At 65.7% G+C, this 26,585-nt stretch carries 20 protein-coding genes; 14 read left to right on the top strand and 6 right to left on the bottom strand.

The window, feature by feature from the left end; translation table 11 throughout:
• Positions 1-54: 54 nt before the first annotated feature.
• Positions 55-2,619 carry a M14 family zinc carboxypeptidase gene (locus AC06E6_RS09505; RefSeq protein ID WP_478061096.1) on the top strand — a complete coding sequence of 855 codons (2,565 nt, stop codon included), beginning with the start codon at positions 55-57 and terminating at the stop codon, positions 2,617-2,619.
• Positions 2,620-2,713: 94 nt separating this feature from the next.
• On the opposite strand, the gene AC06E6_RS09500 is transcribed toward AC06E6_RS09505, so the two are convergent.
• Positions 2,714-4,108: a DEAD/DEAH box helicase gene (locus AC06E6_RS09500; RefSeq protein ID WP_161615289.1), complete on the bottom strand. Its 1,395-nt coding sequence runs from the start codon at positions 4,106-4,108 to the stop codon at positions 2,714-2,716.
• 479 nt (positions 4,109-4,587) lie between these two features.
• On the opposite strand from AC06E6_RS09500, the gene AC06E6_RS09495 reads away from it, so the two are divergent.
• Positions 4,588-5,577, top strand: a complete 990-nt coding sequence (locus tag AC06E6_RS09495) for a fumarylacetoacetate hydrolase family protein (RefSeq protein WP_313256486.1) — start codon at positions 4,588-4,590, stop codon at positions 5,575-5,577.
• 143 nt (positions 5,578-5,720) lie between these two features.
• A complete protein-coding gene (maiA, locus tag AC06E6_RS09490) occupies positions 5,721-6,377 on the top strand; it encodes a maleylacetoacetate isomerase (protein WP_313249395.1) in 657 nt (218 codons plus the stop codon).
• 81 nt (positions 6,378-6,458) lie between these two features.
• On the opposite strand, the gene AC06E6_RS09485 is transcribed toward maiA, so the two are convergent.
• Positions 6,459-7,589, bottom strand: coding sequence for a PilT/PilU family type 4a pilus ATPase (locus AC06E6_RS09485; RefSeq protein WP_054662659.1), 1,131 nt, complete (start codon positions 7,587-7,589; stop codon positions 6,459-6,461).
• Positions 7,590-7,682: 93 nt separating this feature from the next.
• Between AC06E6_RS09485 and AC06E6_RS09480 the strand changes: the two genes are divergently transcribed.
• The 7 genes from AC06E6_RS09480 to AC06E6_RS09450 all read left to right on the top strand — a co-directional run bounded on the left by AC06E6_RS09480 (position 7,683) and on the right by AC06E6_RS09450 (position 14,264).
• Entirely contained in the window at positions 7,683-8,069 is a 387-nt protein-coding gene (locus AC06E6_RS09480; protein WP_104937970.1) for a DUF4398 domain-containing protein, read from the top strand.
• The gene (locus AC06E6_RS09475) at positions 8,069-8,950 is read left to right on the top strand and encodes an OmpA family protein (protein ID WP_243351301.1); all 882 of its coding nucleotides are present in this window, start codon (positions 8,069-8,071) and stop codon (positions 8,948-8,950) included. The genes AC06E6_RS09480 and AC06E6_RS09475 overlap by 1 nt, the downstream gene beginning before the upstream one ends.
• Positions 8,951-9,343: 393 nt before the next feature.
• On the top strand, positions 9,344-9,562 hold the full coding sequence (locus AC06E6_RS09470) for an HP1242/YdcH family protein (protein WP_478061092.1): 219 nt from the start codon (positions 9,344-9,346) through the stop codon (positions 9,560-9,562).
• Positions 9,563-9,748: 186 nt separating this feature from the next.
• Positions 9,749-11,119, top strand: a complete 1,371-nt coding sequence (locus tag AC06E6_RS09465; RefSeq protein ID WP_240213371.1) for a pyridoxal-phosphate dependent enzyme — start codon at positions 9,749-9,751, stop codon at positions 11,117-11,119.
• Between the two features lie 70 nt (positions 11,120-11,189).
• Positions 11,190-12,377, top strand: a complete 1,188-nt coding sequence (locus AC06E6_RS09460) for a cystathionine gamma-synthase (protein ID WP_478061090.1) — start codon at positions 11,190-11,192, stop codon at positions 12,375-12,377.
• Positions 12,370-13,281: a GDP-mannose 4,6-dehydratase gene (locus AC06E6_RS09455; protein ID WP_313228697.1), complete on the top strand. Its 912-nt coding sequence runs from the start codon at positions 12,370-12,372 to the stop codon at positions 13,279-13,281. Before AC06E6_RS09460 ends, AC06E6_RS09455 begins: the two co-directional genes overlap by 8 nt.
• 2 nt (positions 13,282-13,283) lie before the next feature.
• The gene (locus AC06E6_RS09450; protein ID WP_240213388.1) at positions 13,284-14,264 is read left to right on the top strand and encodes a GDP-mannose 4,6-dehydratase; all 981 of its coding nucleotides are present in this window, start codon (positions 13,284-13,286) and stop codon (positions 14,262-14,264) included.
• 209 nt (positions 14,265-14,473) lie between these two features.
• Here AC06E6_RS09450 and AC06E6_RS09445 read toward each other — a convergent pair whose 3' ends face one another.
• Genes AC06E6_RS09445 through AC06E6_RS09430 form a run of 4 tightly spaced genes read right to left on the bottom strand, consistent with a single transcriptional unit; the run spans position 14,474 to position 22,190 of the window.
• Positions 14,474-15,637 (bottom strand): glycosyltransferase, encoded by a 1,164-nt coding sequence (locus tag AC06E6_RS09445; protein WP_240213368.1) that lies wholly within the window; start codon positions 15,635-15,637, stop codon positions 14,474-14,476.
• A gap of 4 nt (positions 15,638-15,641) precedes the next feature.
• The gene (locus tag AC06E6_RS09440; RefSeq protein ID WP_478061087.1) at positions 15,642-20,006 is read right to left on the bottom strand and encodes a glycoside hydrolase family 99-like domain-containing protein; all 4,365 of its coding nucleotides are present in this window, start codon (positions 20,004-20,006) and stop codon (positions 15,642-15,644) included.
• Entirely contained in the window at positions 20,003-21,364 is a 1,362-nt protein-coding gene (locus AC06E6_RS09435; protein WP_240213366.1) for an ABC transporter ATP-binding protein, read from the bottom strand. Before AC06E6_RS09435 ends, AC06E6_RS09440 begins: the two co-directional genes overlap by 4 nt.
• Complete coding sequence (locus AC06E6_RS09430) at positions 21,354-22,190, bottom strand: ABC transporter permease (protein WP_240213365.1); 837 nt, start codon at positions 22,188-22,190, stop codon at positions 21,354-21,356. The genes AC06E6_RS09435 and AC06E6_RS09430 overlap by 11 nt, the downstream gene beginning before the upstream one ends.
• A 116-nt stretch (positions 22,191-22,306) precedes the next feature.
• On the opposite strand from AC06E6_RS09430, the gene AC06E6_RS09425 reads away from it, so the two are divergent.
• The 4 genes from AC06E6_RS09425 to AC06E6_RS09410 all read left to right on the top strand — a co-directional run bounded on the left by AC06E6_RS09425 (position 22,307) and on the right by AC06E6_RS09410 (position 26,550).
• The gene (locus AC06E6_RS09425; protein ID WP_240213364.1) at positions 22,307-23,185 is read left to right on the top strand and encodes a class I SAM-dependent methyltransferase; all 879 of its coding nucleotides are present in this window, start codon (positions 22,307-22,309) and stop codon (positions 23,183-23,185) included.
• 59 nt (positions 23,186-23,244) lie between these two features.
• Entirely contained in the window at positions 23,245-24,135 is an 891-nt protein-coding gene (locus tag AC06E6_RS09420) for a phytanoyl-CoA dioxygenase family protein (protein WP_240213363.1), read from the top strand.
• A 40-nt stretch (positions 24,136-24,175) separates the two neighbouring features.
• The gene (locus AC06E6_RS09415) at positions 24,176-24,703 is read left to right on the top strand and encodes a hypothetical protein (RefSeq protein WP_240213362.1); all 528 of its coding nucleotides are present in this window, start codon (positions 24,176-24,178) and stop codon (positions 24,701-24,703) included.
• A gap of 83 nt (positions 24,704-24,786) precedes the next feature.
• Positions 24,787-26,550: a hypothetical protein gene (locus AC06E6_RS09410; RefSeq protein ID WP_478061085.1), complete on the top strand. Its 1,764-nt coding sequence runs from the start codon at positions 24,787-24,789 to the stop codon at positions 26,548-26,550.
• Positions 26,551-26,585: the final 35 nt, after the last annotated feature.

Raw genomic sequence — 26,585 nt, 5'->3', positions numbered from 1 at the left:
GAAAAGTCCGCAACGGCGGCCCGTCGGCAGGCCGTGCAACGGGAGTTCCGATCCATGTCATTCCGTTTTCTCGCCCTGGCCCTGCTGCTGGCAATCGGTGCCATGCCCGTCTTCGCCCAGAACAGCTACTACTTTCCCGCCGCGCGGCAGTTCGATGCACGAGTGCCATCGCCGCAGCAGTTCCTTGGTTACGACATCGGCAGCCACTACACGCGGCATGACCGGCTGGTGGCGTACTTCAACGAACTGGCGCGCGTCTCCGACCGGGTCAGGGTGGAGGTGATCGGCCAGAGCTACGAACAGCGCCCGCTGCTGCTGGTGACCATTACCTCGCCGCGCAACCACGCACGCAGCGCGCAGATCGCCGCGCAGCGGCAGGCGCTGGTCGACCCTGCGCAACCGCTGCCCGGCGATGACGCGCCTTCGGTGGTGTGGCTGGGCTACAGCGTGCATGGCAATGAAACCTCCAGTGGAGAGGCGGCAATGCTCACCGCCTACTACCTTGCCGCCAACCAGGATGCCGAAACCGCGGTCTGGCTGGAGAATGCGGTGGTGGTGATCGACCCGGCGCAGAACCCGGACGGCCGCGACCGCGCCAGCAACTGGCACAACGCCTGGGGTTCGCGCCCGCCCTCGGCGGACCCCGCCGACAGGGAGCATGTCGAACCGTTCCCCACGGGGCGGGTCAATCACTACTTCACCGATCTCAACCGCGACTGGCTGGCGTTGGCGCAGGCCGACAGCTGGCCCAAGGTGGCGCAGTTCCATCGCTGGTACCCAAACATCCAGATCGACTTCCACGAGATGGGCAAGGACAGCACCTATTACTTCGAGCCCTCGCCGAAGAGCATGGAAAGCCCCCTGCTGCCCAGGTCCTCGTACGAGGCCAACCACTGGCTGGCGCGCTTCCACGCGCAGGCGCTGGACGCGCTGGGTTCGCTGTACTACACCGGCGAGAACTTCGACAACTTCTCGCCGATTTATGGCTCCACGTACCCGGACTTCCATGGCGCGGTCGGCGTGACCGTGGAGCAAGCCAGCTCGCGTGGACGTGTGCAGGAAACGGTGAACGGGCCGCTGCATTTCGACTTCACCATCCGCAACCAGGTGGCCACCGGCCTTGCCAGCGTGCGCGGCGCGGTGGAGGACCGCATGCGCCTGTTCGTCCTGCAGAAGGCGTTCTTCCGCAGTGCCCTGGCCCAGGCGGCCGCTTACCCGGTACGCGACTGGGTGTTCGGCGATGCCGCCGATGCGACCCTCACCCGCAGGCTGCTTGCCCTGTTGTTGCAGCACCGCATCCAGGTGCATGCGCTGGCGCGTGATGTCGAAGTCGATGGCAAGCGCTTCCACGCCGGTTCGGCCTATGTGGTGCCGGTGCGGCAGCCGCAGTTCCGTCTTGCCCATGCGATCTTCGAATTCACCCCGCCGGTGAAGGGGGATGTGTTCTACAGCGGCACCTCCTACGCGGTCGCGCCGGCCTATGGCCTGCGTTATGCCGCCAGTCGCGGGGCGTTGCCGACGGGCGTGAAAGTGGAAGCGGCGCCGGCGGCACAGGGCGGTATCCATGGCGGACGTGCCGGCTTCGCCTATGTGGCCGATGCGCGCGACTTCGGCAGTTACCGCCTGCTGGGTGGCCTGCTGCGGGACGGCGTGCGCGTGCGCACCGCGCACCAGCCGTTTACCGCCGCCACCGCTGCCGGTGAGGTGGCGTTCGGCCATGGCGCGGTGGTGATCCCGGTTGCCGGGCAGGCGCTGGATGCCAGGGCGTTGCAGGCCCGGGTGCTGGCGCGTGCGCAGGAGGCCGGCGTCACCGTGCATGCACTGGACAGCAGCCGTACCGCCAGTGGCATCGACCTGGGCAGCGACAACGTGCGTGTGCTGCGTGCACCGAGCATCGCGCTGGTGATGGGCGAGGGGGTCTCGGCCACCGAGATCGGCTCGGCCTGGTTTGCACTGGATACCGCGCTGGGCCTGCCTGCGAGCAAGCTCGATCCCGCACAACTGGCGAGCGTGGACCTGTCGCGCTACACCTCCATCGTGCTGTCCGCTGGCAGCTACGGCACGGTCGGCGAGGCGGGCGTGACGGCGCTCAAGCGCTGGATCGCCGCCGGCGGCTCGCTGGTGGTGTACGGCAGCGGCGCGCGCTGGGCGATCGACAAGGGCCTGGTCGAGGCCAAGCTGCGCGGGGACGGCAAGGGCGAGGAAGGCCAGCGGCTGGATTTCGGCACGGTGCGCGACGTGTTCGCGCTGGGCCGGGTCAGCGGCAACATCCTCAGTGCCGATATCGATCCCACCCATCCGCTGGGGTTCGGCGTGCAGCAGCGGCGGATCTGGGTGAACAAGGAGAGCGGGCTGGTGTTCGAGCCGGGGAAGAATGCTTTTCTCAATGTGGTCAACATCGACCGCCAGCCGGTGGTGAACGGCTACCTGTCCGATGCCAACCGCGCCCGCGTGGCCGGCTCCAGCTATCTGCAGGTGGTGCCGAGCGGCAGCGGCAACGTGGTGCTGTTCGCCGACGACCCGGCGCACCGCAAGTACTGGCATGGCACCGAGCGCCTGCTGCTCAATGCGCTGCTGCAGGGCAACCACCTCAACACGCCGAAACAGCGCGGGGAGTGACGCGGCGGGGAGGTTGGCGTCCAGAACACCGCAGCAAAGAAAAAGCCGACGCAGCGCGTCGGCTTTTCAGTTACCTCAAACCGGCAGCCCGGAATCAGGCCGTGGTACGGCTCTGCCCCCGGCCACCACCGCGCCGCTGGCCACCGCCGGGGTGTCCGTCGCGCCGCTGCTGGCCGCTGCCCGCATTGCGCTGGCCGCCCGGCTTCTGCTGGCCGCCGCGGCCACCACGCGGTGCATCGCCATTGGACCGGCGCGGGCCATGGCCGCCACTGCCACGGCGCGGCGGACGCTCGCCGCCGGGCTGCTCGGCCTTGCCCGGGGCGCTGTTGCCCCAGCGGATCGGCGTGTGCGGCTCGAAGCCCGGCACGTCGCGGATATCCATGTCGCGGTCCAGCAGGCGCACGATCTGGCGCAGGTACTTTGCATCCTCCTGCGCCACCAGCGAAACCGCCTGGCCGCTGGCGCCGTTGCGGCCGGTGCGGCCGATGCGGTGCACGTAATCCTCGGCCACCATCGGCAGGTCGTAGTTGATGACCTTGGGCAGCTCGTTGATGTCGATGCCGCGCGCGGCGATGTCGGTGGCCACCAGCACGGTGACGCGGCCGGCCTTGAAGTCGCCCAGTGCGCGCAGGCGCTGGCTCTGGCTCTTGTTGCCGTGGATCGCCGCGGTCTTGATGCCGGACTTGTCCAGGAACGTGGCCAGCTTGTCGCTGCCGTGCTTGGTCTTGGCGAACACCAGGGTCTGCTCGCGCGAATCGGCGCTCAACAGGTGCAGCAGCAGTTCGCGCTTGCGCCCGGCGTCGACCGGGTGCACGCGGTGGGCGATGGTCTCGGCCACGGTGTTGCGCGGGGTCACCATGACTTCGCGCGGATTGCGCATGAACTCCAGCGCCAGCTGCTTGATCGGGTCGGCGAAGGTGGCCGAGAACAGCAGGGTCTGCCGGTTCTGCTTGGGCAGCTTGGCCAGGATGCGCTTGATCGAGGGCAGGAAGCCCATGTCGAGCATGCGGTCGGCCTCGTCCAGCACCAGCACCTCGATGCCGGACAGATCGATGCTGCGCCGCTCCAGGTGGTCGATCAGGCGGCCCGGGCAGGCCACCAGCAGGTCCACGCCACGGCGCAGGACGTCCAACTGGTTGCCCATGCCGACGCCGCCGTAGATGCAGGTGCTGGGGATGCGCAGGTACTTGCTGTAGCCGCGCAGGCTGTCATGCACCTGGGTGGCCAGTTCGCGGGTGGGGGTCAGGATCAGCGCGCGCGGCCGGCGCGGGCCGCTGCGCACTTCCTGCGCCGAGGTGGCCAGGTGCTGCAGCAGCGGCAGGCCGAACGCGGCGGTCTTGCCGGTACCGGTCTGCGCGCCGGCCAGCAGGTCGTGGCCCTGCAGCACCAGGGGGATGGCCTGCTGCTGGATCGGGGTGGGGTTTTCGTAACCCTGCTCGGCGAGCGCGCGCAGCAGGAAGGGCGCAAGGCCCAGATCTTCGAACGACATGGAAACTCCGCAATATGGGGAAGCGCCGGCCCGGATGGGCCTGCGCTGCCGGTCGTGGCGACCGGTCGGCTCGGAGCGTTCCCGTAAAACCGCGCTGCGAGATCATGGGTGCGACCAGCGCAAGGCGCGCTGGCCGGAATGCGAGACGAAAGGCGTCGGAATGGGGGCGGGCGGGCGGACCGGGCGACGAGGCCTGCGGTCCTGCGCCGCCGGCGGTCCCGGAAGGGAAACGGACGGCCGCTGGCAGACCGCGATAGTCTAAGGGATGTTCGGGAACGGCACAAAAATCCCTGTTCAGGTACGGTCGGGTGACGCGGGCTCCCGGTCGGCCGGCAGGGCGCGGTACCGTCTCCGGTCGCGGCGGCGCCCTCGCGACGCGTGATCGGGTGGATTACCGGCGCCGCCTGCGCGGCGCTGGTCGCCGCCGGACTATTCGTTACAATCGAAACTTGTTTCCCGCCCCTGGACTGGACGCTCCGATGAAGCTTGGTTCCCTGAAGGAAGGTGGCCGCGACGGCACCCTGATCGTGGTCTCGCGTGACCTGGCCCGCGCCGTGCGCGCCACCGGCATCGCCGCCACCCTGCAGCAGGCGCTGGAGGACTGGTCCAACGTCGCGCCGCGGCTGAACGCGCTGTCCGAGTCGCTCAACCATGGCGATGCCGATGGCGTGTTCGACCTGGACATGCAGGCGCTGGCCGCGCCGCTGCCGCGCGCCTACGAGTTCGTCGATGGCAGCGCCTACCTGCCGCACGTGGCACGGGTACGCAAGGCGCGTGGCGCCGAGGTTCCGGAGACCTTCTACACCGATCCGCTGATGTACCAGGCGACCAGTGCCGGCTTCTACGGCCCGCGCGATGCGGTCAAGGTGGTCAGCGAGGACTACGGCATCGACCTGGAGGCCGAAATCGTGGTCATCACCGACGACGTGCCGATGGCGGTGACGCCGGAGCAGGCCGCCGGCCACATCCAGCTGGTCGGACTGGTCAACGACGTCAGCCTGCGCAACCTGATCCCGGCCGAACTGGCCAAGGGCTTCGGCTTCCTGCAGTCCAAGCCGCGTTCGGCACTGAGCCCGGTATTCGTCACCCCCGATGAGCTCGGCGAGGCGTGGCAGGGCAGCAAGGTCCACCTGCCGCTGGTGACCCACATCAACGGCGAATGGTTCGGCGCCCCGGAAGCCGGCGTGGACATGCAGTTCGATTTCGCCCAGCTGGTCGCGCACGCGGCCAAGACCCGTCCGCTGTCGGCCGGCGCCATCGTCGGCTCGGGCACCATCGCCAACGAGGACACCGCGCTGGGCGCGTCCTGCTTCGCCGAGCGCCGTACCGTGGAGACGCTGCGCGACGGCAAGCCGTCGACGCCGTTCATGCGCTTCGGCGACGTGGTGCGCATCGAAATGTTCGACCGCGCCGGCACCAGCATCTTCGGCGCCATCGAGCAGCGTATCGAGCAGGCCGCGCGGCCCTGACGGCGGCACGGCCCGTCGGTCCGCGGACAGACGCCCACGGCAGCGGCGGCGGCTTCCCGGCCGGCGGCACGATGGACCGACCGGCGGCGCGGGCGTTCCCGTCGCCGCCGGGTATGGTGGCCTGCAGGCACAAGGAAACGGACATGCAACAGGGATTGACGCTCTACAGCTACTGGCGCTCCAGCGCCGCCTATCGGGTACGCATCGGCCTGAACCTGAAAGGGCTGGAGTACGCGACCGTGCCGGTCCACCTGGTGCGCGACGGCGGCCAGCAGCACGCCCCGGCCTACGCCGCGCTCAACCCGCAGGAGCTGGTGCCGACGCTGTGCGATGGCGAACGCGTGCTGACCCAGTCGCTGGCGATCCTCGAGTACCTGGAAGAAACCCACCCGCAGCCGGCGCTGTTGCCGGCGGCAGCGGGCGACCGCGCGCGGGTGCGCGCGCTGGCGCAGCTGGTGGCCTGCGACATCCATCCGCTCAACAACCTGCGCGTGCTGCAGTTCTTCGACCAGGAATGGCACGTACCGCAGTCCGAGCGCGACGACTGGATCCTGCACTGGATGCGCACCGGCCTTTCGGCGCTGGAAACGACGCTGGCGGGCACGGCGCAGACCGGCCGCTTCTGCCATGGCGACGCGCCCGGGCTGGCCGATTGCTGCCTGGTGCCGCAGCTGTACAACGCGCGCCGCTTCCGCCTGGATCTGGATCCCTTCCCGACCCTGCGGCGGATCGAAGCCGCCTGCCTGGCGCTGCCGGCCTTCGATGCCGCCCGGCCGGAGAACCAGCCGGACGCGGCCTGACCCCGCCGCACGGCAACAGCGGAAGCACGAAAAAGCCCCGCCGCGGCGGGGCTTCGTGGAGGGCCAGTGCTGCGCCGCGCCTCAGAACCCGTGGGTGATCGACGCCGGTGCCGCCGCCGAGAAATCCGCATAGGGGTCGTGCTCGCCGCTGGCGCCCTCGGACAGCCGGAACTTGAGCGCCAGGCCATCGCGCGAATCGGCCGCGCGCAGCGCCTCCTCCTGCTCGATCACGCCCTCCTTGGCCAGCCGGAACAGGCACTGGTCGAAACTGTGCATGCCTTCCTCGAGCGACTGCTCCATGGCCTGCTTGATCTCGTGCACCTGGCCGCGGCGCAGCAGGTCGCGGATCATCGGCGTGTTGATCAGCACCTCGGTCGCGGGCCGGCGGCGGCCGTCGGTGCCCTTGACCAGGCGCTGGCTGATCACCGCGCGCAGGTTCAGCGACAGGTTCATCAGCACGTTGCGGTGCGCGCTCTCGGGGAAGAAGTTGAGGATGCGCTCGATGGTCTGGTCGGCGTTGTTGGAGTGCAGCGTGGCCAGGCACAGGTGGCCGGTCTCGGCGAAGGCGATGGCCGCCTCCATGGTCTCGGCGTCGAGGATCTCGCCGATCAGGATCACGTCCGGCGCCTCGCGCATCGCGTTCTTCAGCGCGTTGTGGAAGGCGTGGGTGTCCAGCCCGACCTCGCGCTGGTTGACGATGGACTGCTTGTGCCGGTGCAGGAATTCGATCGGATCCTCGATGGTGAGGATGTGCCCGGTGGTGGTGGCGTTGCGGTGGTCGATCATCGACGCCAGCGAGGTGGACTTGCCCGAACCGGTGGAGCCGACCACCAGCACCAGCCCGCGCGGGGTCATGATCACGTCCTTGAGCACGTCCGGCAGCTTCAGCTCCTCGATCGAGGGGATCCGGTTCTTGATCGCGCGGATGACCATGCCCACTTCGCCGCGCTGCTTGAATACGTTCACCCGGAAACGCCCCACATCGGCCAGTGCGATGGCCATGTTCAGCTCCAGGTCGCGCTCGAACTGCGGCACCTGGCCCTCGTCCATCAGCGAGTAGGCGATCTTCTTGACCATGCCCGGCGGCAGGCCGGTATTGCCCAGGGGGTACAGCTTGCCCTCGATCTTGATGTGCACCGGCGCCCCCGTGGTCAGGAACATGTCCGATGCGTTCTTTTCGGTCATCAGCTTCAGGAAATAGCCGATATCCATGGATGATTCCCCAGGCATTCGCCGCCCAACGTTGCAAGCACGCGGCGGCCTTGACGACAATGGCCGTGCTCACCTTTCCGCGACGGCTCCCCAATGAAACCTAGCTTCGCACACTTACGACGTCTCCTGTATGTGACCGCGTGCGCATCTGCGCTCTGCGCCAGCGCCATGGCGCAGGATCCGGCCGCGGCCGACCTGCTTGCCGCGCAGCAGGCGCTGGAACGCGCCGACCGCGCCGATGCCGACCAGTACGCGCCGGACACCATCGCCCTGGCGCGGCAGCAGCTGGAACAGGCCCAGCGCGCGGCCGGCGACCGCCGCGAGCGCAAGCAGGCGCCCCTGCTGGCGCAGCGTGCCGCGGTCGACGCCGACCTGGCGCGGGCCCAGAGCGAGGAGGCGGTGGCGCTGGCCATGCTCGCCCAGCGCAGGGCCGAGGTGGAGCGCCTGCAACGCCAGCTGGCGACCGGGGAGGGACACTGATGGGCATCCGCATCCTGCTCGTGGCCGGCCTGCTGGCCGCGCCGCTGCTCGTCGCCGCGGCCGAGGATCCGGCGGTGGCGATGTTGAACCAGCGCCTGGTCAGCCTGCAGGCCGACGCGCGCACCACCGACCTGGCGGCGTTGGAGCGCCTGCAGGCGCAGCAGGCGATCGCCGTGCTGGCCAAGGCCAAGCGCAAGGAACTGGACCAGGCGCGCTACCTGGCCGAGCGCCGGGTGGCGATCGCCGAGGCCAGCGCCCGTGCCGAAGCCGCCCGCCGCGAGGTCGACCAGCTCGAACGCACCCGCAGCGAGCTGCTGGTCGAGGCGAGTCGGCGCGAGGCCGCCCGTGCCCGCCAGGAGGCGGAGCGGCTGCGGGTGCAGGCGCAGATCCAGGCCGAGGAAGCCGAGCGCCTGCGCCAGGCGGCCGAGGCCGAGACCCTGGCCCGCCAGGACGCCGAAGCAGCGCTGACCAGCGTGGCCGGCAAGCAGGCCGCGCGGGTCAGCTCGGCCCAGCAGAACGCCGCCAAGCTGGCCCGCGAGGAAGCCGAACTGGTCTCCGGCAAGAAGCTGCCGCCGTCCAGGTTCGACAATCGCGGCGAGGTGTTCACCCTGGCCGGCGACGCCTTCGCCGCTGGCCAGGCGACCCCGTCGGCTGCCGCGCGCGACCAGCTCAAGGCATTGGCCGAGTACCTGAACATCGGCAAGAAGGGGCGGGTGACCATCGAGGGGTACGACAGCGCCAACGGGGTCGGCCAGCGCCGCGCGCAGGCGCTGAAGGACGCCCTGGTGGCGGCCGGTGTCGGCGCCAACCGCATCCAGGCCAGCGGCAAGAAGGCGGCCGCCACCCGCGCCCGCTCCGCCGAGGTGATCGTCGCGCCGTGATGTCCTGACGGCGCCGCCGGCACCCATGGAGTGGGGTCCCACCCCGCTCCGGCACTACTGCTTGTGGTCCCCCGGTATCCGCTACCGGCCACGGCGCGGCGCCGCCGTCGCCGCTGAATGTGCGCCCGTTGCTGAACCTTTTCAGACTCCATCCAGCGCGCTTGCCGGAACTATTTTTCAGGCGTAGGGTCAATTGTCCGGGCGGCATTTTCGTCGCCCGGACAGCGGAGGACCGGGCCAGTGCAACCGTGGCGCGAACCAGCAGCAGACAGCTTCCGGGCAGTGCGCCGGAATGCGGCCTCGGGTTCGGCCGTGCCCCGTCCGGACCTCCATCCCAGAGCGCCCCGTGCCGCAAGGCCGGGGCGTTCGTGTTTCCGCATGTAGGAGGTAGTCATGTTCGAAGGGCAGCCGCAGAGTGAGATCGACGCGTTGATCAAGGTCAACCCCGAGTTCAAGCAGCTCTATCAGCAGCACCAGAAGCTGAACAAGAAATGCATGGATGCGGAACTGGGAGTACTTCCCATCGACGATGTGACCCTGGGGCAGATGAAACGCGAAAAGCTGCTGGCCAAGCAGAAACTGCTGCGGATGTATGAAAACTGGCTCAACTGAACCTTCCCCACGCTGAAAACTTTCCGTCGCGGGCAAGGGCGGCCTCCTCGTCGGCCGCCCTTGCCCGCGTCGCTTGCGCAAAGGCGCGCTGGCAATGATCCAACAACCGATCGTCGCCTGACTTTCGCGCATATCCATCGGATAATCGGGCTCCGGCCGCGGCGCGGCGCGATCCCAAGCATATCGATGGCAATCCACTCCTCCGTACTCGAACTCATCGGGCGCACGCCGATCATCAAGGCCCAGCGCCTGGATGCCGGTGTCTGCGAGCTCTATCTCAAGCTCGAAAGCGCCAACCCGGGCGGCTCCATCAAGGACCGCATCGGCCTGTCGATGATCGAGGCGGCGGAGAAGCGCGGCGACCTCAGGCCGGGCGCGACACTGGTGGAAGGCACCGCCGGCAATACCGGGCTGGGCCTGGCGCTGGTGGCCCAGCAGAAGGGCTACAAGCTGATCCTGGTGGTCCCGGACAAGATGAGCCGGGAGAAGATCTTCAACCTCAAGGCGATGGGCGCCGAAGTGGTGCTGACCCGCTCGGACGTGGCCAAGGGCCACCCCGAGTACTACCAGGACCTGGCCAAGACCATCGCCGAGCGCACCCCGGGTGCCTATTTCGTCAACCAGTTCGGCAACCCCGACAATCCGGCCGCGCACGAATTCGGCACCGGCCCGGAGATCCTCGAACAGATGGACGGCGACCTGGACGCCATCGTGTTCGGCTGCGGCAGTTCCGGCACCATGACCGGGCTGTCGCGCGCCTTCGCCCGGCTGTCGCCGAAGACCGAACTGGTGCTGGCCGACCCGGTCGGCTCGATCCTGGCCGAGTACATCAACGAGGGCACGCTCAACGAGAAATCGGGCTCGTGGCTGGTGGAAGGCATCGGCGAGGATTTCCTGCCGTCGATCTCCGATTTCAGCCGGGTCAGCAAGGCCTATGCAATCAGCGACGCGGAGAGCTTCCACACCGCGCGCGAACTGCTGGGCAAGGAAGGCATCCTCGGCGGTTCCTCCACCGGCACCCTGCTGGCGGCGGCGCTGAAGTACTGCCGCGAGCAGACCACCCCGAAGAAGGTGCTGGTGCTGGTATGCGATACCGGCAACAAATACCTGTCGAAGATGTACAACGACTACTGGATGCTGGACAACGGTTTCCTCGAGCGCCCGCGCTACGGCGACCTGCGCGACCTGATCCTGCGCCCGTACAGCCAGCGCGACACCGTGGTGGTCGGCCCCAACGACCTGCTGACCACCGCCTACCAGCGCATGAAGCTGTACGACGTCTCGCAGCTGCCGGTGATGGATGGCGACCGCCTGGTCGGCATCATCGACGAGAGCGACGTGCTGCTGCATGTCTACGGCGACGAAGCGCGGTTCCGCGATCCGGTGGCCATCGCCATGGTCAGCAAGCTCGACCGGCTGGACGTGAAGTCGCCGATCGAGGCGCTGCTGCCGGTATTCGACCGTGGCCAGGTCGCCATCATCATGGACGGCAACGACTTCCTCGGCCTGATCACCCGCATCGACCTGCTGAACTACCTGCGGCGGCGGGTGCAGTGAGCGCGGCAGCCAGAACGGCCGGTTCAGGTCGTCCCCGTAGAATTTCCCCCCTTACCAGCCGGAAAGCACCATGACGGATCAGCATCCACGCGGCGATGGCGGCGAGCGCAGCCTGTCGCTCGCCACCCTGGCCATCCACGGCGGCCAGTCGCCGGACCCGAGTACCGGCGCGGTGATGCCGCCGATCTATGCGACCTCGACCTACGCGCAGTCCAGCCCGGGCGTGCACCAGGGCTTCGAATACTCGCGCACCCACAATCCCACCCGTTTCGCCTATGAGCGCTGCGTGGCCGCGCTCGAAGGCGGCAGCCGCGGCTACGCGTTCGCCTCGGGCATGGCCGCGACCTCGACGGTGATCGAGCTGCTCGATGCCGGCAGCCACGTGGTGGCGATGGATGACATCTACGGCGGCAGCTTCCGCCTGTTCGAGCGCGTGCGCCGGCGCACCGCAGGGCTGGATTTCAGCTTCGTCGACCTGACCGACCCGGCCGCGCTGGCGGCGGCGATCACGCCGAAGACGAAAATGGTGTGGATCGAGACGCCGACCAACCCGATGCTGAAGATCGTGGACATCGCCGCGGTCGCGGCCATCGCCCAGCGCCATGGGCTGATCGTGGTGGTCGACAACACCTTCGCCTCGCCGATGCTGCAGCGCCCGCTGCAGTTGGGTGCGGACATCGTGGTGCACTCGGCCACCAAGTACCTCAACGGCCACTCGGACATGGTCGGCGGCATGGTCGTGGTCGGCGACAACGCCGAACTGGCCGAGCAGATGGCCTTCCTGCAGAACTCGGTGGGTGGCGTGCAGGGCCCGTTCGACAGCTTCCTGGCGCTGCGCGGGCTGAAGACGCTGCCGCTGCGGATGAAGGCGCACTGCGCCAACGCACTGGCGCTGGCCCAATGGCTGGAAACGCACCCGGCCGTGGAGAAGGTCATCTATCCGGGCCTGGCGTCGCACCCGCAGCATGCGCTGGCGTCGGCGCAGACGAGCGGCTTCGGGGGCATCGTCTCGGTCGTGCTCAAGGGCGGCTTCGAGACGGCGAAGCGCTTCTGCGAGCGCACCCAGCTGTTCACCCTGGCCGAATCCCTCGGTGGCGTGGAAAGCCTGGTCAACCATCCCGCGGTAATGACCCATGCCTCGATCCCGCCGGTCCGTCGCCAACAGCTGGGCATCAGTGACGCGCTGGTGCGCCTGAGCGTCGGCGTGGAGGATGTGGAGGACCTGCGCGCGGATCTGGAGAATGCGCTTGATGCATGAGCTCAGCGGTCGTCGCGTTCTGGTGACGGGCGCCTCCGGCTTTGTCGGCAGGCATCTGATGGGGGCTGCGGCGTTCGCCGGCGTCGAGTTTGCGACCCTGCAGAACGTGGACATCCGCGATCGGTCGGCGCTGCAGGCCGAAGTGGCCTCGATCCGGCCCGATCATGTCATCCACCTGGCAGCGCAGAGCTTCGTACCCCGCTCCTTCGAGGATCCCGCCGGGACCCTTGAGATCAATCTCATGGGGACCCTGCATCTGCTGCAGGCGCTGGACAGCGTGGGCTTTTCCGGGCGCCTTCTCTATGTGAGCTCTGGCGACGTGTATGGAGCGGTGCATGAGTCGCAGTTGCCGGTGACGGAGCAGCACCCTCCGGCACCGAGGAATCCCTACGCGGTTTCCAAGCTGTCCGCGGAACTGCTGTGCCTGCAATGGCACCGATCCAACAGCCTGGATGTAGTGGTCGCGCGTCCGTTCAACCACGTTGGCCCCGGCCAGGACGCAGCCTTCGTGGTGCCGGCTCTCGCTGCCCAGGTGGTAGCCATTGCGCGCGGGCAGAGGGCGCCGGTCATCCGAGCGGGCGATATCGACGTGACCCGTGACTTCACCGACGTGCGGGATATCGTTGCCGGCTATGCCCGCCTGTTGGTCTCCGGTACCTCCGGGCGAACCTACCAGCTCTGCAGCGGCGTCGAGCGCAGCGTCCGTGGAATATTGGAACGGTTGCTCGCGTTGAAGGCAGTGGATGCGGAAATAGAGCAGGATCCTTCGAAATTCCGCCCGGCGGAGCAGCGCAGGATGGTGGCCGACAACACATGGGTGTCACGTGACACCGGCTGGCTCCCCGCCATTCCCTGGGAGAAGACGTTGCAAGACATTATTGAAGAAATGGAGAGCAGGACGTGATCATCCGCGGAAATTCGGCCCTAATTACGGGAATCACCGGCCAGGACGGTGCCTATCTGGCGAAGCTGTTGCTGGAGAAGGGGTACTCGGTCAGCGGGCTGCTGGCGCGGCGGAGCACCGATACGCTGTGGCGTCTCCGCGAACTGGGCATCGTCGACGACGTGAAGTTCATCGACGGTGACCTGACGGACCTCTCCTCGCTCATCCGGGCGATGCAGGTGTCGAATGCGCACGAGGTGTACAACCTGGGCGCGCAGAGCTTCGTCGGTACGTCCTGGCAGCAGCCGTTGCTGACCTCCGACGTGGATGGCCTCGGGGCGCTGAGGGTTCTCGAGGCGGTAAGGCTGGTCAATCCGCAGGCGCGCTTCTACCAGGCCTCGACGAGCGAGATGTTCGGGTTGATCCAGGCGGAGCGCCAGGACGAGGCGACCCCGTTCTATCCGCGCAGTCCTTACGGCGTGGCCAAGCTGATGGCGCATTGGGCAACCGTCAACTACCGCGAAAGCCATGGCATGCATGCGTCGAGCGGCATCCTCTTCAACCATGAATCCCCGCTGCGCGGCATTGAGTTCGTGACCCGCAAGGTGACCCATGCCGTGGCATCCATCAAGTTGGGACGCCAGAAGCAGCTGCGGCTCGGCAACATCGACGCCAAGCGCGACTGGGGATTCGCGGGCGACTATGTCGAGGCGATGTGGATGATGCTGCAGCAGGACGTACCGGACGACTACGTGGTGGCCACCGGCATCACCTCGACCGTCAGGGAGATGTGCCAGATCGCGTTTGCCCACGTCGGACTGAACATGGAGGATCATCTGGTCATCGACGAACAGTTCATGCGGCCGGCTGAAGTGGATGTCCTGCTCGGCAATCCGGCCAAGGCCCAGGCCCGGCTCGGGTGGAAAGCGACCACGTCGTTGCAGCAGCTGATCGAGATGATGGTCGAGGCGGACCTGCGCCGCATCGCCGATGGCCGTGGCTGAGATGTGTATACGGTCCCGGAAGGGCCCGGTGCCGCGAGCGGTCGCCGTTGGCGCCGACACTGCGGTCAACGCGGTGTCGGCCTGATCGGAATGCCAAAGGGGGATCGCATGATCCCCCTTTTTTTCGGCTCAGGCGCCAGCAGGCGCCTGCTCCCCCGGGCAGGCGAGGGGCATGGGTGCCGGTCGGCCGCGGCGATCCGCGAGCAGGATCAGCGTGCCGGGCCTGCCGACTGGCTGGCCCGCGCCACGAATCCACTCTGCAGCGTGTCGCGTATTTCCTGGATGCGCGTCCTGTAGCTCATGCCGACGGTACGATAGCTGACGCGCGCGCGGACGGTGCGCGATGCCCGTCTTCCGAGTTCACGTGCCCGATTCCTGTCCAGGTACAGCTCTGACATGAACCTGGCAGCCTGCTCCACATCCGCGTCTGCCCATACCTGGCCTGCCGCGAACGGGTATTCGCCATCCTTGACCGGCACGAGCGAGAAATCGGTGAGCAATGCCGACTGGGCATCCATGAAATCAAGGTTCCCCGAGTAACCGGTGCAGATCAGCGGCTTCCCCAGGTACATTGCCTCGGCAAGTCCGCGGCCATAGCCTTCGGAGCGATGAAGCGAGACGAAGCTGTCGCAGCAGCGCACAAGGTTCTTGATCTCGTTGTCGCTGATCGTCTTGTTGATGAAGGTCACCCTGCCGCGCAATGGGCTCAGCGTCTTCTGCAGTCGCTCAAACGCCGCCGGATCGGCTTCCGCGCCGTTGGTCTTGACGACCAGGTGTGAGTTGGCGGTGGGCAGCGCCGCACAGTGCTGGAGGAAAGCGTTCACCACCGCATCTGGATTCTTGCGCGCCGCGAACGAGCGGAAATCGAAGAAGAACAGGAACGCGAATGCGCTCTCCGGTATGCCGAAGTATCGACGGGAGAGCATCGACGAAAGCGTCACTTCGCACGCGACCGGAAGATGCCGGGTAGTTGCCCGGGTATGCCCGTTGATGGAATCGAATATGAACCTGGAAGGGCACCACACTTCGTCAAAGCGGTCGAGTGCGCCGATCCAGGGCTCCGGAAAGTGCGACAGTTCCCAGTTCGGATAGAGGATGTTGTAGGAGTCGGCCGGCAGCCTGAGCAGCGACAGCGCGCTGTCGACCTCGTCGGCGTTGAGGTGGAACACGTTGATCCGCCCCAGCTTGTCGGTAAGGGCGGGCGCGAACTCGCGTTCCGCGTCAGGCTCGGGCTTGAAGTGGCCATATACATCGAGCAGCAGCGGTGCCAGCGCGACGGAGCGGAATGCGCGATACGAACAGCGCAGGCTTTCGCCGCAACCGATGGGTGCGAAAGGGTGGCCAATCAGGACGATGTCGGATCCGTGGTTCATGTATTCAACCGGGGAAGGAGGTCTTGCGCTCGACCAGGTGCTCGGCTTCCAGCGCGTTCAGATGGGCCTGCAGGAAAGAGTGGCCGAAGCGCCTGTCGGGTTCCAGGTATGCGCCTTCGGCCCATTCGTTCCATGCGTTGATGAACACGATCTGCTCATCGCCGCTGTATTGCTGGCGGGTACGCTTGACCGACGTCTCAAGCCAAGCCTGGAACGCGCCCGGGCTGGAATGTTCGAAGCTGTAGCTGTTGTTCTGCCTGCGCGCGGTGTTGTCCCATCCCGGCATTACGCCCATGAATCGCTTGTAGGCAGGGAGCTCGCGGGTGGCATAGCGCACGGCCAGGTCGCGATAGTCCGCGACCGCACCGGCGAAGTTCTGATTGATGATCTCACCCGAAGGCTGGCGCGGCTCCGCCATGCCCTGCGGCGGGAACTCGACGGCGGCATCGCACCCCAGGTCTTCCGGGTGGATGCCGGCGCTGGCCAGTTCGAACGACTCCACCTGTGCCAGGTAGATCTCGCCAATGCCGTTCTCCCGGCAGTACTTGCGCCACAGCGAGGACGTGCGGGCAAAATCGGGGAAAAGCGTCACGCGATAGACCAACAGCAGCGGCTTGCCATTGATGCGGATGTAGCTGGGGCTGCGGAAATAGCGGGCCAGGTCCTCGATGACCGCCAGGTCGTCCTCGTCCGAATGCTGCTGGGCCATCAGCACGTCCTGCTCCTGCCCATCCCAGCGCCGGGTCCAGTTCTCGTTGGCCCAGCACAGGCAGAACGGGAAGTCCGGTTCGCCCGACGCCAACATCTGCTCGATCGGCCGCTCCAGCAGCCTGTGGCCCGCGAACCAGTAGTAATAGAAGCAGAAGCCGCCGATACCATAGCGGCGTGCCAACTCGGCCTGCTTGCTCATCACTTCCGGAACGCGGAGATCGTAGTAGCCGAGATCGGCGGGGATCCTGGGCTGGTCGTGGCCCACGTAGTTCGGGCGGGCCTTGGTGACATTGGTCCATTCGGTGAAGCCTTCGCCCCACCACAGGTCGTTCTCCGGAATCGGGTGGAACTGCGGAAGGTAGAAGGCGATGGTGCGGACCTGCTGCAACGCATCCAGCTCTTCGCGCCACTTCCCGCTGAAGACTCCAAGGTTGCGGGTGATGCAGCTGAGCTTGTAGTCACTGGGCAACGAGTCCGAAGTGACACTCAGATGGTGGACGACTTCCGCGGCTGCGCAGAACACGATCCGCCTGCCGTGCTTTCGCAACTGCATGCACAGGTCAGCATCCTCGCAGTACGCGGGCGCCAACTGGTCATCGAACCCGCCGAGCGCGACAAAGTCGTCGCGCCTAACCAGCAGGCACGCCCCGGAACAATAGTCCACGTCGCGGTCATACGAGTACGCCGGTCTGTCGGGCAGGCTGTTCAGGCCGATCATCTCTGCGGTCCCATCGGGGTGCAGGCGGGTTCCCGCGTCCTGCAGCCAGCCGCTGGGGTAGACGATCTTCGGGCCGACGGCGCCGATGCTGGGGTCGGAATCGAGGCAGGTCCACATCGCCTTGAGCCAGCCTGGCTTCACCTGCACATCGTTGTTGAGGAAGAGCAGGGTTCTGCCGCTTGCCTGTGCGGCGGCCCGGTTGCAGTTCCGCAGGAAGCCCAGGTTCTCCGTCTGCCGCACGAAACGAACGCCGGCAACGCGGGATACCGCGAGCGCGGATGCGTCGGTGGAAGCATCGTCGGCGACGATGATCTCGATCGTCGGCCCCGACGGATCGTGACATTCCGCGATCGATGCAAGGCATTCGAGCGTGCGTGCGGCATGGTTGTATGCCGGTATCACGATGCTGACGTCGGGCGACTCGACCGGGGCGGGCAGTTTCAGCTGTCCGGCGATCGTCTCCAGATCCCGGTTGCTGAATTCATGCATCTTGACGCTGGCCGGTTCACGGTCATGCCGTGCATGCAGTGCTTCGGCGATCCTGCGCTTGACGTCGCCATAGTCGCTCCATTCGGCCACGCCGTCCGCCACGTACAGGGCGGATGCCGCGCCGGGCGCATCCAGCATATGGGGTTGCGCAATGGGGGCGTATGCGTGGACATCTGCTCCATGGGTCGCGACATGGGCCTTCCAGCGCCTGTACGCGTTGGTCCGCGAGAACAGAATCGGGAAATTCTGGAACAGCGCGTTCTTGATCGCCAGCTTCAGGTGCATGGAAACCGGCAGCCTGCGATACAGCTTGCGGGCGCCGCCCGTCGCGCCTTGGACGGATGTGCGCAGCGAACGGCGGACAAACGCCTTCGTGGTCCTGAGCGGGCGGGTGATGCGCCAGCTTGCCGAGTTCCTGGTCGCCTCCAGTTCCGCTGCGACGCTTTGCCGTTCCGCCGCGACGCTCTCCAGCTCCTGTTGCAGTGCAGCTGCCGCGGCATTGGCCGTGAGCAACGCGGAGGACGCATCGGCAAGAGCCAGCGCCTGCTCCTGCAGCCGGCTGTTGCAGGATGCGAGCTCGCTATCGCGGAGCGCGACTGCATGCTCCACCTCCTCGGCTCTGCGTCGCAGGCAATCACGCTCGTCCTGCGCGCTCTCGAGATCGGCCTTGCGCCGTGCCAGTGTTTCAACCACATCGGCAGGCAGGCATGCCTGGTTGCCATGCAGGAGTGAGGTGATATCCGGCGTGGACGCGAGCACGTAGGCCTCATACTGTGCGAGCGTCAGCGGCCTGGCCAGCTTTCCACGGACCTCGCTCTCGAATGCGGCATCGAAGTCGAGGTAATCAAGAATGTCCGATGCCGTTACGACCATGCCCAGTTGCCGCAGGCAGGCCCGGAACAGCGTCGGTACATGCAGAAGCTCGGTTTCTGCCGGCTCCGCCACGCAGGTAACCGAGGCCAGGCTTACGTTGAAGGCGCGGAACATGAGGTAGCCCAGGCTTATGGGATGGCGCAGCTCCCATTCCTGGTCGAAGAAGACCCACTCGCCATCGGCGGCTTTGATCAGATTCCTGGGCACCGCGTCGATCAGGTTGCCCGGCAGTTGCGTGTGCAGCGAGATCCGCTCGCCAATGTCGTGCCCGGTGGCTTTGAGCTGCAGTGCATCCATCCACTGGCGCAGCCAGCCTGCCACGTCATCCACGTTCCAGCCATGCCGGCTCAGGACAAGGTCAAGCTCATCCACCCAATGCCTGCCGGGCACGTACGGCTCGCTGCGCACTGCATGGGAAAGCAGTGGCGACGCCATGCCCGGCGCATTCCCGGCCAATGGTTGCCTGCGGACCTCGATCGATCCGGACTGCTCCACGATGGTGGTGGCGGTGGCGTAGCGCGGCGTTCGTTCGACGGCATAGTGGTGCGCCAGGATGCCAGGCGAGAACCCGGCAAAGCGGGGGGCGCCCTCGGTCGCCTGCGCGAGCACCAGGAACGAGTTCGAAAGATCGGCGATCAGACCGTTGCGTTGCGCTACCGCAAAGGCCTGGCCAGTCGAGAACAGGAGCGGGTGGTTGAGCTGCCGGTCGCTGCGCGTGGCCTGCCCGGCAAGGGTGGCGCAATCGAAATGCGCGTGGTTGTCCCAACCCGCGGGAAGAACCAGATTGCTTGGAAGCTTGTAGTCGGGGAATGGCAATGCGAATTCGCAGGACGTGAAACCCGCGGCCAGGATGCGATCGGACAGCTCGCGACGACCGAACGTCACCACGCCATCGGGCGCGTAGTGATCCTGGATGCCCTCCATGGCGCGGCCCAGGTGGTCTTCGTGCATCCCGGCGAAATACTTCAGCCCCAGCTGGTTCTCGATCGCAACTATGAGCACCCCGCCTTCGCCCAGCAGCGACCTCGCCTTGCGCAGGGTGGTCGCGATGCCATCGGGTCCGGATGAATACTTGCGGGCATACTCCAGTACCCCGATCAAGGTCACCACATCGAACCGGGGTCCGTCCGGAAGTTCGTCGAAGCTGCTGTTGACGACGGTGACGTTGTCCATGTCACGGCAGCGGCTTGCGGCGATCGCCGCGCGTCGCTCGCTGCCTTCCAGTGCCAGCAACTCACAGCCCTGTTCGCCGAGGTATCGACTGATGGCCCCACAGCCGGCCCCGATCTCCAGGACTTTCCTGCCTCCAAGGACGGGCTGAAGAGGGCGCAGCAGGTTGGCGCGCACCGGACTCAGGTGGTAAGTGGATGCCCAGTCGGTCTGGTGCTCCGCCAGCTCCGCTGAAAACAGCGAGACATCATTACTGGTGGCGATGGCCCTGGCGATCCTGTTCTCGACCTCGTCGCCGTCGCTGTAGTCGAAGCTGGTGCCCGGTCCGCGCGACCATACTCCCGTGTCATCATTCCTGCGCAGGCCATTGCGGCTCAGGAAATCGGAGTAGTTGTTGTTGGTAGTCAAGACCGTAGTTCCTTGATGCTGAAAGTCATCGGTAGCTTGGTGAAGCCGAAGCACTCGTCGTCCGTGACGGTGAAGTGTATGGAGTCATAGCGCCGGTCGTGGGGGATGATCTCTTCGCCACTCCGGCTGGCCAGGCCGACCGATATGAAGTAATCACCTGGGCCAAGATTGCATTCGAAGTGGATATCCACCTGCATTTCCGTGCCTTCCGCGACCGAGCCGGGCAGGCCGGCGAAACGGCTCAGTTCCGAGTTCGTCCCGAAGACGGTGACACCGTCCTTCGACTTGATCGTCAGGCCCATGATCGGGCGGCTGATGGCACGTTCGAACGATATTCCAAGCAACAGCTGCAGCGAAGTACCCGCGGGAATGATCTGCGCTGCCTCGGTGCCATTGGCGAGCAGCCTGAAATCGGCGATGCATGCCGCACCGTCGCCCCACCTGAATTCATAGGGGTTGTAGTGGGGCTGGTCGACGTACCGGTTGCCCCGCGTTTCCGGCGCGGGGGTGCCGCCAGTGTGCGCTGGCGTCGTGGGTCGGGGTGCCTGTCCCGTCGCCGGCGTGGATGCCGGCGGCTTGCCGAACAACAGGTCCAGGTAAGTGTGGACCACGTCCTTTGGTTGCCCGCGCTGCCGCAGCCGCCCGCCTTCTATCAGGATGGCGTCATCGCAGTGGCTGACGATCTGTTCGGTGGAGTGGGATACGAACAGGATGGACGTTCCCGTTTCCTTCAGGGCCTCCAGCCGGGCAAAGCATTTGGACTGGAACTTCGCATCGCCTACGGCCAGTGCTTCGTCGACGATGAGTATCTCCGGGTCGACCTGCGCCTGCACCGCGAACGCAAGGCGAACCATCATGCCCGAGGAGTAGGTCTTGACCGGCCGGTTGACGAAATGGCCGATATCGGCGAACGCGAGGATGGAGTCCATCCGTGCATCGATCTCTTCCGGGGAAAGCCCCAGGATCGCGGCATTGAGCCGGGCATTCTCGATGCCGTTGAACTCGGGATTGAAGCCGGACCCCAGCTCCAGCAGTGCGGCGATTCTCCCGCTGACGTCGACCGTACCCTGGCTGGGTGCGAGCGTGCCGGCAATGATCTGCAGCAGTGTGGATTTCCCGGCGCCGTTGCGCCCGACAATGCCCGTGGTATGGCCGCGCATGACCTCGAAACTTATGTCGTCGAGCGCGGTGAACTCCTGGACCGCGGCCTGGTCGCCCGCCAGTTGCGGGAGCCCGAACGTCCTGAGCAGGTTGTTCGCACGGATGCCGAGCGCGTGAGTGAGGCGCTTTGCCGGGTTGGAGTACGCGCGGAATACCTTGCTGACGTGGTTGACGCGCAGTGCGATCTCAGAGGACATCTGCGAAGCCCCTGCGGGTGAACTGGAACCATACGAACCCGAGATAGCAGACGAGCGCGGACATTCCGGTGAATGCGATCAACTGTTGCCAATCCGGCTGCAGGCCGAGGATGAGTATCCGCCGGGTCTGCTCGACCAGAAAGGTCAGCGGATTGAGGTAGAAGAACGCACGGAACTTTTCCGGGATCGCGGTTATCGGGTAGAAGATGGGGGACAGGAACATCGTCACCATCAGCAGGTGCGCGATCAGCTGGCTGATGTCGCGGATGAAAACGCCCAGCGATGAGATGAACCAGGTGGCGCCGAGGGTAAGCAGCAGCAGGGGGATGGCGATGACCGGGAACAGCAGGGTGGTTGCCGGCGGCGCTCCCTTGGTCACCGTGAATACCAGCAGCAGCAGCGCGAGGCCAATCATGAGCTGGAACAATCCGCTGATGACCGCGACCGGTGCGGATATTTCAAGGGGAAATACGATCTTCTTGACCAGATTCGGGTTGCCGGTAATCAAGTGCGGCGCGCGTGACAGGGTCTCGGAGATGAATCCGAAGATTATCATTCCGGTGAACAGCATCAGTGCGAAATCCAGTGGGTGGTCCAGCCCGCCGCCCCAGCGCATGCGGAATATCTCGCTGAAAACGAATGTATAGATGGCGAGCATCAACAGCGGGTTTATCAGCGACCAGAAAACCCCAAGCACCGATCCCCGGTATTTGCTCTGTACCTCGCGCCTGGCCAACGCCCTGATCGTGGCGCGGTGATGCCAGATCGACGCGCAAAGCGCCAGCGGCGATATGGATGAGGCGGAAGTGGGTCCTGAACGGAGCATTAAGTTACTGTCCTAGGCTGGCGTAGCCGGCGTCTGTCCGGGCGGGCCTTGTATCGGCACGTGCAAACGGCCAATTATAGGCGAGAACCGCTTGCCCATCGTGCGAAGGAGATGTGATGCAGGTTGCAGATGAATCCATGCGCGGTTTCGATGGCATGTCATCGCTGGGTATCGCGATGGAGGCTCTGTCGCCGGTGGCGCACATGCTGGAGACGCGGGCACTGGATGAAGGGCGGGCGTTCGGCTTCTGCAGGGGATGTGGCATCTGGGGCTGGTTCTTCCAACCGGCCCAGGCGGAAGGGTGGTCGAACCTGTCCGAGGGCATGCTGTGCGCGTGCGGCCTGAACGGGAGGATGCGGGGTGTGCTTGGCGTCGTCGATGATGTGCTGGCCCGCATGCGGGGCGTGCCGCGGGCGGCAGTGTTCGAACGGCTCACCCCCCTGTTCGAAGCCCTGTTCCGGCGTGTTCCTGGCGTGACAGGAAGCGAATTCCTCGGCGACAAATGCCGCCCCGGGGAGCTGGTGGATCGTGGTGGCCGGCAGGTGCGCCACGAAAGCATGGATGACGCATCGTATGCGAGTGAGTCGCTGGAACTGGTGATGCACTTCGACGTCCTTGAGCACGTGCCCGATCCGCTGGCCGCGTTGCGCGAATGCCATCGGATTCTTGTGCCTGGCGGAAGGTTGGTCTTTTCCACACCGTTCTATGAGGGATTGAATGCATCCATCAGGCGGGCGCGGCTACGCGATGGTGTGCTGGTGCATGACCTGCCTGCTGCCTATCATGGCAATCCGGTCGACGAAGGAGGAGCCCTGGTCTTCATCCAGTTCGGGCAGGACCTGTTCGACATGGTGGCGGCATCGGGCTTTTGTCGCATTGAGGCGTGGTTGGCGTTCAATCCTGTCGAGGGGGTGTTCTCGAATGGGTGCCCTTACCCCGATGGGCATGCCTGGCCTGTGGTTTTCGTCGCCACCAAGCCAATGGCTGCGGCCTGAAGCCCCGGTGCGGCTCTCCGGGCTTTTCACTTCAACTGCAAGTTGATCAGGAGTGGGCAATGGAAGGATTGTGGCTGGATCAGGCGGATGCGGTCGCCCAGTTGCAGGGACGGGCGGCAGGAGACGTGCAGCTGGAGGCGATCGGTTCGCGCATGATCAAGGACGGGTTCGTGGTGCTTCCGTCGGCGATAGCGGGTACGGAATGCGACACGGTGGTCAGCGATTATCAGCGCTTCATCGACGATCTCGGCACCGAAGTGGAACGGCACAAGGATGCCGGCGGGCGCCTGCTGCGGGTGGTCAACTTTCATCTGTCCTCGGGCGCGGCCGCGAACATCGGGTGCAACCCGCGGTTGATGGCGATTCTTGATTTCCTGCTGGGGGACGAGGCCTCGGTCTATTCTTCGTTGTATTTCGAACATGGGAGCCAGCAGCCGATACACCGTGATTCCCCCTTCTTCGAAACGTTCCCGCGCAACCTTTTCTTCGGTGTGTGGGTTGCGCTCGAGGACATCTCGGTCGATGCGGGTCCGCTCATGTATGTTCCGGGAGGGCATCGTTTTGAGTGCGACCCTCACCGGATCTATGACGCCGTCGCGGCTCGCATGCCCGCAGCACAGCGTAGTGCGCTGATCAATGAAGCACTGGAGCAGTACTACGGTGAAGTGATCAGGGCCGCCTCCGGCGTTGGCGCACCGGCCGTGGTGGCACTGAAAAAGGGTGATGTCGCGATCTGGCATCCGCAGTTGCCCCACGGCGGGAGCCTGGCCACGGATCCTGGCCTTACCCGGCGGAGCATGGTTTTCCATTGTGTTCCGTCGTCGCGTCAGGTATATCAGCACGACGTTTTTTTCGCGCACCGCGGGCCGGCTCCGGCACCGCGCTACGGCTTTACCCGTGTCAACGGGAGGCATGTCGCGCTTTCAGGGGCGACGGCTTTCCAGCATTGACATGGCCCGATGTGAATCACCCGCCATCCAGAGAGTGAACATGAAGCGTTTCGTCTCCCTCGCCCTGCTTGCTCTCGTGGCTGCCTGCAGCCGTCCCGAGCCCGTTGCGTCCGGCGACCAGGCCAATGCCGACGCGGAAGGGAAACAGGGCCTGGTCGCCGAGGTTTCGTCCGGCATCGCGCCGATCCTCTCCAGCGCCTGCAACATCGAGGCGGTGGATGGTGTCGTCGTGCAGGACATGACTCCGATCGTGCTCAAGAACAGGCGCTTCGTGGTCGCGGGATGGCTGGTCGACGAAGCCGGTGCCGACGCGCCTGCCGCGCTGGTGATCCGCGTCGCGTCGCAGTCCGGCGATGGTCGCGTCTGGCAGCACGGGGTGGTGCCCACGATGGAGCGACCGGACGTCCAGCAGGCCCACGGCGGGGCCGCTGGCGCGCTGAAATCGGGCTTCTCCAGCGAGATCGATGCATCGGGCCTGGATGCCGGCACTTATCGCCTGACGCTCTCCTACGATCGCGGTGGACAGAAAGTCGTGTGTGACAATGGCCGGGCCGTGATTATCAAGTAACCGGTGCGGGCTTTTTTTCTCGAATGTGATCCAGCAGGTGCCCGGTTTCCGGGTTTCCGGCTTGCCGTCAGGTGGATTGTCCTATGAAGCATTTCTGGCGGCAGCCGCTGGTCACGCCGGTGCCTAAAGCGTTGCTGGTGGCGATGTTCGTTGCCTTCGTCATCCTGGTGGCCCGCGTGGTTTCGACCGAATCGCCGGTCATGGCCAGTGACGAGTATGCCTACTTCATGGGGGCGAAATACGCGGCTCAGGGACAGGAGCTGTATCGCTACGATCCGGCGATGCAGCCGATCGACAACAAGCTGTATCGGGTTCTTTTCGAGGCGTGGACACTGGTTTCGACCGAGCGCGTGGCACTCGTGGGGCGCCTGTGCAACGCGCTGCTGTTCGTCCTGTCATCATTGCTGGTGTTCTGGCTGGGCAGCAGGGTTTTTGACCGGAAAACCGCTGCCATCTCGTCCATAATCTACCTGCTGTTTCCATTCTCCTTCTATTCGACGCTTCTTCTCCCCGAGGTTGAATTCCAGGCGCTGGTCTATGCCGGGGTCGCACTGGCTCTGTGGGCGGCGGGGCGGGGGTCGGTCTGGGCGGTATTGCTTCCGGCGCTGGTGTCTGCGGCCGCCTATTTTGCCAAGCCGCACGCGGCGGCCCTTGTGGTCGGTACCGCCGCGTTCTTCATGGTGGCCGATCTGGCAGGCCAGGTCGGTAGCAGGTGGGCGGGGATCAGGTCGGGCATGGCGCGCGCGGCGCTCTACCTGGTCGCGACCGCCGGGCTTGTCTACATGGTGCGCCTGCTCGCCGGTGACGCCGGCGGTGGTGCGGGCGGGGTGGTTTCAAACTTCTATGCCTATTATCTGCAGCGGCTGTCCTCGCCGGCGTATCTGCTGAGCAATGCCTGGTCGATGCTGGACTATGTTGTCGGCCACGCGTGGGTGCTGATGCTGATGTTCGCGCCGGGCTGCCTGGTGATCGCCGGGGAGTGTTGGAGGGCGGCAAGGTCGCTGGCGACGGGGCGTAGCGAGGCGCCACTTGCCGGTGACGCGCTTCAGCGGAGGCGGTTGGCGGTATTCGTCGCGCTGCTGGGCATTGCGTTCCTGGCCATGATCGGCGCGTTCACCAATACCGCTTCGCAGGTGAGTGAATTCGAGAAGTACCGCCTCCACGGCCGCTACCTGGAGCCGTTGCTGCCGCTGCTGCTGCTGTTCTCGGTATGGGGCGTGTACGCCTCGCGAAGGTTGAAGGTGATGGGCACGGCGCTGCTGGTTTCGGTGCTCATGTTCTGCTTCTACCTGCGTTTCCAGTACCGCATCTATCCGTGGGACTATCCCGATATCTTCGTTTTCTTCACCTCGGGCCTGAAGCATTGGTCGCTTCCCGGGGTGAACAACTGGCTGATGTGGTTGGTGGTGCTCGCGGCAGTCGCTTTTTTTGTCTGCGCTCTCCGCGACAGGTTCGCGGCCAGATCCTACCTGGTCTACCTCGTGCTCCTGATGCTCGGCAGCCATGTGCAGATGGCCAACTGGCTGCGGCAGAGCGCACGGGACAACCGCGCGATGATCGAGGCCGGGGACATGCTTCGGGAGTGCCTGGTGGGCGCGCGGCCGGGAAGTGGCCTGGTCCTTGTCGACGATCGTTATGGCCGGTCTTCGTTCTTCCTCATGCAGTTCGCCAACCTGCAGCATGTCCGTAGCATAGGCAAGGCGGCCGATTTCGCTGGCGAGCTGCCACCGGGCGTCAACTGGATCATTGCCCCGTCCGACGTGCATGTCGCGCGGGAGGCGGCCGGGCGTTTCGATTTTGGCCCCCAGAGCCTCTATCGCTTCGACCAGGCGGGGGCGTGCCAATGACCGGAAGCGCCGATCTTGTCGCCGCGTAGAGCGGT

Source organism: Stenotrophomonas sp. Steno-Z10-HUANG (assembly GCF_056393075.1).
Note: the sequence above shows the minus strand (reverse complement) of the source record. Positions and strands in the feature narration are given on the sequence as shown.

Excerpts from the sequence above, each read along its gene's own strand:
- AC06E6_RS09410 (WP_478061085.1), top strand. The coding sequence starts at position 24,787 with ATGAAGCATTTCTGGCGGCAGCCGCTGGTCACGCCGGTGCCTAAAGCG.
- AC06E6_RS09415 (WP_240213362.1), top strand. The coding sequence starts at position 24,176 with ATGAAGCGTTTCGTCTCCCTCGCCCTGCTTGCTCTCGTGGCTGCCTGC.
- AC06E6_RS09480 (WP_104937970.1), top strand. The coding sequence starts at position 7,683 with ATGAAACCTAGCTTCGCACACTTACGACGTCTCCTGTATGTGACCGCG.
- AC06E6_RS09445 (WP_240213368.1), bottom strand. The coding sequence starts at position 15,637 with ATGAACCACGGATCCGACATCGTCCTGATTGGCCACCCTTTCGCACCC.
- AC06E6_RS09455 (WP_313228697.1), top strand. The coding sequence starts at position 12,370 with ATGCATGAGCTCAGCGGTCGTCGCGTTCTGGTGACGGGCGCCTCCGGC.
- AC06E6_RS09435 (WP_240213366.1), bottom strand. The coding sequence starts at position 21,364 with ATGTCCTCTGAGATCGCACTGCGCGTCAACCACGTCAGCAAGGTATTC.
- AC06E6_RS09470 (WP_478061092.1), top strand. The coding sequence starts at position 9,344 with ATGTTCGAAGGGCAGCCGCAGAGTGAGATCGACGCGTTGATCAAGGTC.
- AC06E6_RS09505 (WP_478061096.1), top strand. The coding sequence starts at position 55 with ATGTCATTCCGTTTTCTCGCCCTGGCCCTGCTGCTGGCAATCGGTGCC.
- AC06E6_RS09430 (WP_240213365.1), bottom strand. The coding sequence starts at position 22,190 with ATGCTCCGTTCAGGACCCACTTCCGCCTCATCCATATCGCCGCTGGCG.
- AC06E6_RS09485 (WP_054662659.1), bottom strand. The coding sequence starts at position 7,589 with ATGGATATCGGCTATTTCCTGAAGCTGATGACCGAAAAGAACGCATCG.
- AC06E6_RS09425 (WP_240213364.1), top strand. The coding sequence starts at position 22,307 with ATGCAGGTTGCAGATGAATCCATGCGCGGTTTCGATGGCATGTCATCG.
- AC06E6_RS09420 (WP_240213363.1), top strand. The coding sequence starts at position 23,245 with ATGGAAGGATTGTGGCTGGATCAGGCGGATGCGGTCGCCCAGTTGCAG.
- AC06E6_RS09475 (WP_243351301.1), top strand. The coding sequence starts at position 8,069 with ATGGGCATCCGCATCCTGCTCGTGGCCGGCCTGCTGGCCGCGCCGCTG.
- AC06E6_RS09495 (WP_313256486.1), top strand. The coding sequence starts at position 4,588 with ATGAAGCTTGGTTCCCTGAAGGAAGGTGGCCGCGACGGCACCCTGATC.
- AC06E6_RS09465 (WP_240213371.1), top strand. The coding sequence starts at position 9,749 with ATGGCAATCCACTCCTCCGTACTCGAACTCATCGGGCGCACGCCGATC.
- AC06E6_RS09500 (WP_161615289.1), bottom strand. The coding sequence starts at position 4,108 with ATGTCGTTCGAAGATCTGGGCCTTGCGCCCTTCCTGCTGCGCGCGCTC.
- AC06E6_RS09460 (WP_478061090.1), top strand. The coding sequence starts at position 11,190 with ATGACGGATCAGCATCCACGCGGCGATGGCGGCGAGCGCAGCCTGTCG.
- maiA (WP_313249395.1), top strand. The coding sequence starts at position 5,721 with ATGCAACAGGGATTGACGCTCTACAGCTACTGGCGCTCCAGCGCCGCC.